At 74.1% G+C, this 6,153-nt stretch carries 1 protein-coding gene; it reads left to right on the top strand.

Annotated elements, in window-relative coordinates; all coding sequences use genetic code 11:
* Positions 1-6,153 (top strand): type I polyketide synthase (locus IF45_RS0130880; RefSeq protein ID WP_030310904.1); only part of this gene is annotated, 6,153 nt, incomplete at both ends.

The raw sequence follows: 6,153 nt of genomic DNA on the forward strand, positions 1-6,153 counted from the left end.
TGGTCTGGGGCGTGAGGTGGCGCGTCATCTGGTGTCGGCGCGTGGGGTGCGGCGTCTGTTGCTGGTGTCGCGGCGTGGTCCGGCGGCGGAGGGTGTGGACGCTTTCCGTGAGGAGTTGGCCGGGCTGGGTGCCCACGTGGATGTGGTGGCGTGTGATGTGGCGGACCGTGCTGCCGTGGCGGAGTTGCTGGGGTCGGTGTCGGTGGGGCATCCGTTGACGGCTGTGGTGCATACGGCGGGTGTGCTGGACGACGGTGTGGTGACGGGGTTGTCGCCGGAGCGGTTGTCGGGGGTGTTGCGTCCGAAGGTGGACGCTGCGTGGCATCTGCACGAGTTGACGCGGGACATGGGTCTCGCAGGGTTCGTGATGTTCTCGTCCGTGTCCGGTGTGATGGGCAGTGCGGGGCAGGCGAACTATGCCGCCGCCAACGTGTTCATGGACGCGCTGGCGCAGTACCGCCGGGCCGAGGGTCTGGCCGGGCTCTCCCTGGCCTGGGGTGCCTGGGAACAGACCAGCGGCATGACCGGCACCCTCACCGAGGCCGACATGCAGCGCGTCACCGCCTCCGGGGCCGCCCCGCTCACCGTCGAGCAGGGGCTAGCCCTCCTCGACGCCGCCACCGGCTCCGACGAGCCCCTGGTCGTGCCGATCGGCGCCCCGTCGGGCGACCAGCGCGTCCTCGGCCTGGTCCCGCCGCTGCTGCGCAACCTCGTCCGCGGCACGCGTCGCTCCGCGGCCACGGCCGCCGGCGGCGCGAGCACCGCGGCCGACCTCGCCCGCCGCCTCCTGGCGCTGCCCGCCGAGGACCGGGTCCGCCACGCCGTCGAACTGGTCCGCACCGAGGCCGCCGCCGTACTGGGCCACGCCTCGGCCCGGGCCGTGGAACCCGGGCGCGAGTTCCGCGAGCTGGGCTTCGACTCCCTGACCGCCGTCGAACTGCGCAACCGCCTCACCACCGTCACCGGCCTGCGCCTCACCGCCACCCTCGTCTTCGACTACCCCACCCCCCACGGCCTCGCCGAACACCTGGTCGCCGAACTCCTCGACGAACACGGCGAGACCGGCATGCCGGTGGTGGCCGCCGATGTCGCCGACGACCCCGTCGTCATCGTCGGCATGGCCTGCCGGATGCCCGGCGGCATCGAGACCCCCGACGACCTGTGGCGGATGCTCGCCGACGGCGAGGACCGCATCACCGGCTTCCCCACCGACCGCGGCTGGGACCTGGACGCCCTCTTCGGCGGTGGCGGCGACAACCGCGGCGTCAGCGCCACGCGGCGCGGCGGCTTCCTGCACGACGTGGGCGGGTTCGACGCGGGGTTCTTCGGCATCTCCCCGCGTGAGGCGATGGCGATGGACCCGCAGCAGCGCCTGCTGCTGGAGACCTCCTGGGAGGCCCTGGAGCGGTCCGGCATCGACCCGACGGGCCTGCGCTCCAGCGCCACCGGCATCTTCGTCGGCACCACCGGCCAGGACTACGCCAACCTCGTCATGACCTCCCGCGAGGACGTCGAGGGACACGCCAGTACGGGCCTCGCCACCAGTGTCATCTCCGGTCGCGTCTCCTACGCGCTCGGACTGGAGGGCCCCGCCCTCACCGTCGACACCGCCTGCTCCTCCTCCCTCGTCGCGCTCCATCTCGCCGCCCAGTCCCTGCGCAGCGGGGAGAGCTCTCTCGCCCTCGCGGGCGGGGTGACCGTGCTGTCGACGCCCATGAACTTCTTCGGGTTCACCCGTCAGGGCGGCCTGGCCGGCGACGGCCTGTGCAAGGCGTTCGCCGACGCCGCCGACGGGACCGGCTGGTCCGAGGGCGTGGGCATGCTCGTCCTGGAGCGCCTCTCCGACGCCCGCCGCAACGGTCACGAGGTCCTCGCCGTCGTGCGCGGCTCGGCCATCAACCAGGACGGTGCCTCCAACGGGCTGACCGCGCCCAACGGCCCGTCCCAGCAGCGGGTCATCCGTCAGGCGCTGGCGACGGCCGGGCTCTCCGCCGACGAGGTCGACGCCGTGGAGGCGCACGGCACCGGTACCACCCTGGGTGACCCGATCGAGGCCCAGGCGCTGCTGGCGACGTACGGGCAGGACCGGCCCGAGGACCGGCCGCTGCTGCTCGGCTCCATCAAGTCGAACATCGGCCACACCCAGGCCGCCGCCGGCGTCGCGGGCGTGATCAAGATGGTGCTCGCCATGCGCCACGGCACCCTGCCGCGGTCCCTCCACATCGACCAGCCCTCCACCCACGTCGACTGGGAGGCCGGAGCGGTCCGGCTCCTCACCGAGACGACCGGCTGGCCCGAGACCGGCCGCCCCTGGCGCGCCGGAGTCTCCTCCTTCGGGCTCAGCGGCACCAACGCCCACGTGATCCTCGAACAGCCGGAGCCTGAGACCGCCGACACGGAGTCCCCCGAGCCCCAGGCGGAGCCCGAGGCGCTCGCGCGGGTCGTGCCGTGGCCCGTCTCCGCCCGCACCGGGGAGGCACTGCCCGGCCAGCTCGCCCGGATCACCGCACTCGACGCCGCACCCCTGGACATCGGCCACTCCCTGGCCACCGGCCGCGCCTCCTTCGACCACCGGGTGGTCCTGCTGGCGGGCGCCGACGGCGAGGACGAGCCGGTGGAGGTGGCGCGGGGCCGTGCCGTGGAGCGCCGGCTCGCGGTGCTGTTCTCCGGCCAGGGTTCGCAGCGGGCCGGGATGGGCCGGGGACTGTACGGCCGTTTCCCCGTGTTCACGAAGGCGCTGGACGAGGTCCTGGCCCTGCTCGACCCGAAGCTGGACCGTCCGCTGCGCGAGGTGCTCTTCGCGGAGGAGGGCTCCGAGACGGCCGCTCTCCTGGACACCACCGGCTACACGCAGCCCGCGCTCTTCGCCGTGGAGGTCGCCCTCTACCGCCTGGTCGAGTCCTTCGGGGTCGTCCCGGAGTTCGTCGCGGGCCACTCCGTCGGCGAGATCTCCGCCGCCCACATCGCGGGCGTCCTCTCCCTGGAGGACGCGTGCACGCTGGTCGCCGCCCGCGCCCGCCTGATGCAGGAACTGCCCGCCGGCGGCGCCATGGTGGCCGTCCAGGCGACCGAGGCGGAGACCGCCGGGCGGCTGACCGGGGGCCTGTCCCTGGCCGCGGTCAACGGCCCGGACTCCGTGGTGATCGCCGGTCCGGACCACGAGGTCGACGCGCTGGCGTCGGAGTTCGCCGCCGAAGGACGCAAGGTCCAGCGCCTGGCGGTCAGCCACGCCTTCCACTCGGCGCTCATGGAGCCGATGCTCGACGCCTTCCACGACGTGGCCAAGGGCCTGGGGTACGGCGAACCGCGCATCCCCGTCGTCTCCGACGTGACCGGCACCCTCGCCGAGCCCGGGCAGCTCAGCACGCCCGAGTACTGGGTCGAGCACGTCCGCTCCACCGTCCGCTTCGCCGACGCCGTCCACGCCCTCGACCAGGCCGGCGCCAACGCCTATCTGGAGATCGGCCCCGGCGGCGTCCTCACCGCCCTCGCCCAGCAGACCCTCGACGCCGCCGGCACCGCGAGCGACAGCGTGACCGCGCCCGCGCTGCGCAAGGACCGGGCCGAGGAGCCCGCCCTGCTCACCGCGCTCGCCACGCTCCACGTCACCGGCGTCCCCGTCGACTGGGCCGGCTGCTTCGAAGGCACCGGCGCCCGCCGCGTCGAGCTGCCCACCTACGCCTTCCAGCACGAGCGGTACTGGCCGCGCCCCTCCGCACACGGCGGGGACGTCACCGGCGCCGGTCTGAGCCCCGCCGCACACCCGCTGCTGGGCGCCGCCACCGGCCTCGCCGCCTCCGAAGGCGTCCTCTTCACCGGACGCCTCTCCCTCACCACGCACCCCTGGCTCGCCGACCACACCGTCGGCGGCGGCATGGTGCTCTTCCCCGCCACCGGCTTCCTGGAACTGGCCGTACGCGCCGCCGACGAGGTCGGCTGCGACCGCGTCGAGGAATTCACCCTCGCCACCCCGCTGCTGCTGCCCGCGGACACCGCCGTGGTCGTCCAGGTCTGGGCCGGCGCCCCCGACGAGAGCGGCGCCCGCACGGTCAGCCTGTACTCCCGGTCCGCCGACGTTCCGGACGCCACCTGGACACAGCACGCGACCGGCGTCCTGACCAGCGGCGCCGTCACCCTCCCCGCCGACGCCGAGATATGGCCCCCCAAGGGCGCGGTCGCCGTCGGCCTGGAGGACTTCTACGACCGCACCGAGTACGGCCCGGTCTTCCGCACCATCCGCGCCGTCTGGAAGCGCGGCGACGAGGCGTTCGTCGAGGCGGCCCTGCCCCCGCAGGCCGACGACGCCGAGTACTACGGGATGCACCCCGCGCTGCTCGACGCCGCCGTCCAGTCCGTCGGCTTCGCCGGGCTCGACGACGAGCACCAGCTGCTCCCGTTCCTGTGGGCCGGAGTCTCCCTGCACGCCGGCGGCGCCTCTGTGGTCCGCTTCCGCGTCGCCCGGACCGGCGAGGACTCCGTCTCCATCGCCGCCGTGGACGTCGAGGGCGCCCCGGTGCTCTCCGCCGAGTCGCTGGTGCTGCGTGTTCCCGCCGGGGACCACGCCCCGGCCGCCCGCCGCACCGAACTCGACTCGCTGCTCCGCCTGGAGTGGACCGCCGGCCCCGAGACCGGCGACGCCCCCGCCGCCCGTCACACGACCGCCGGTGCCCTCGGCACCGGCGGGGCCGCGGCCACCCTCGCCCCGCTGACCGGCGAGGAGGACCTCGTCCTGGTCGAGGTCCCCGCACCGGCCGAGGGTGCCGACGTGCCCGCCGCCACCCACGAGCGCGCCGCACAGGCCCTCGCCCTGGCGCAGGAGTGGCTGGCCGACGAACGGTTCGCCGACACCCGCCTCGTCTTCGTCACCCGGGGCGCGGTCTGTGCCCGCCCCGGCGAGCGGGTCGACGATCTCCCCGCCGCCGCCGTCTGGGGCCTCGTCCGCGCCGCCCAGTCGGAGAACCCCACCCGGTTCGCCCTCCTCGACCTGGACGACACCACCCCCGTCGAGACCGCTCTGCCGCAACTCCTCGGTCCGCTCTCGGGCGGAGACGCCCAGTTCGTCGTCCGCGAGGGCGCCGTCCTGGTCGGCCGTCTCGACCGGGCCGTGACCGCCCCGTCCCTCCTGCCGCCCGCCGACGGCCCCTGGCGCCTGGACTCCCTCTCACGCGGCAGCCTGGACGCGCTCACCCTGCGCCCCTGCCCCGAGGAGCTGGCGGAGCCTCAGGAGCGCCAGGTCCGGGTCGAGGTACAAGCCGCCGGCCTGAACTTCCGTGACGTGCTGAACGCGCTCGGCATGTACCCCGGCGAGGCCGGACTGCTCGGCGCGGAAGCGGCCGGGTTCGTCACCGCCGTGGGCCCCGAGGTCACCGGGCTCTCCGTCGGCGACCGCGTCATGGGCATGGTCCCCGGCGGCCTCGCCACGGAGACCCTGATCGACGAACGCTTCCTCACCCGCGTACCCGAGGAGTGGAGCGACGAGGACGCCGCCTCGGTGCCCCTGGTCTTCCTCACCGCCTACTACGCGCTCACCGAACTCGCCGGCCTGTCGGCGGGGGAGCGGGTGCTGATCCACGCCGGTGCGGGTGGCGTCGGTATGGCGGCGATCCAGCTGGCGCGGCACGTGGGCGCCGAGGTCTTCGCCACGGCGAGTGAGCCCAAGTGGGAGACGCTGCGGGGTCTGGGGCTGGACGACGCTCACATCGCGTCCTCGCGTGATCTGGGCTTCGAGGAGAAGTTCCGTGAGGTGACTGGTGGCGCGGGGATGGACGTGGTCCTGAACGCGCTGGCGGGGGACTTTGTGGACGCGTCGTTGCGGGTCACGGCTCCTGGTGGCCGGTTCCTGGAGATGGGCAAGACCGACATCCGCGACCCGCACGCGGTCGGTGACGTGCGGTACCGCGCCTTCGACCTCGGCGAGGCGGGGCCGGACCGGACCGGCGAGATGCTGAGCGAACTCCTCGGCCTGTTCGCGGAGGGGGCGTTGCGGCCGCTTCCGGTGCGTGCGTGGGATGTGCGTCGGGCGCGTGAGGCGTTCCGTTTCATGAGTCAGGCGAGGCATGTGGGCAAGATCGTGCTGACGATGCCGCCGCGCTGGAACCCCGAGGGGACCGTGCTGGTCACTGGTGGGACGGGTGGTCTGGGGCGTGAGGTGGC

This window comes from Streptomyces albidoflavus (genome assembly GCF_000719955.1).
GTDB classification, from domain to species: domain Bacteria; phylum Actinomycetota; class Actinomycetes; order Streptomycetales; family Streptomycetaceae; genus Streptomyces; species Streptomyces albidoflavus.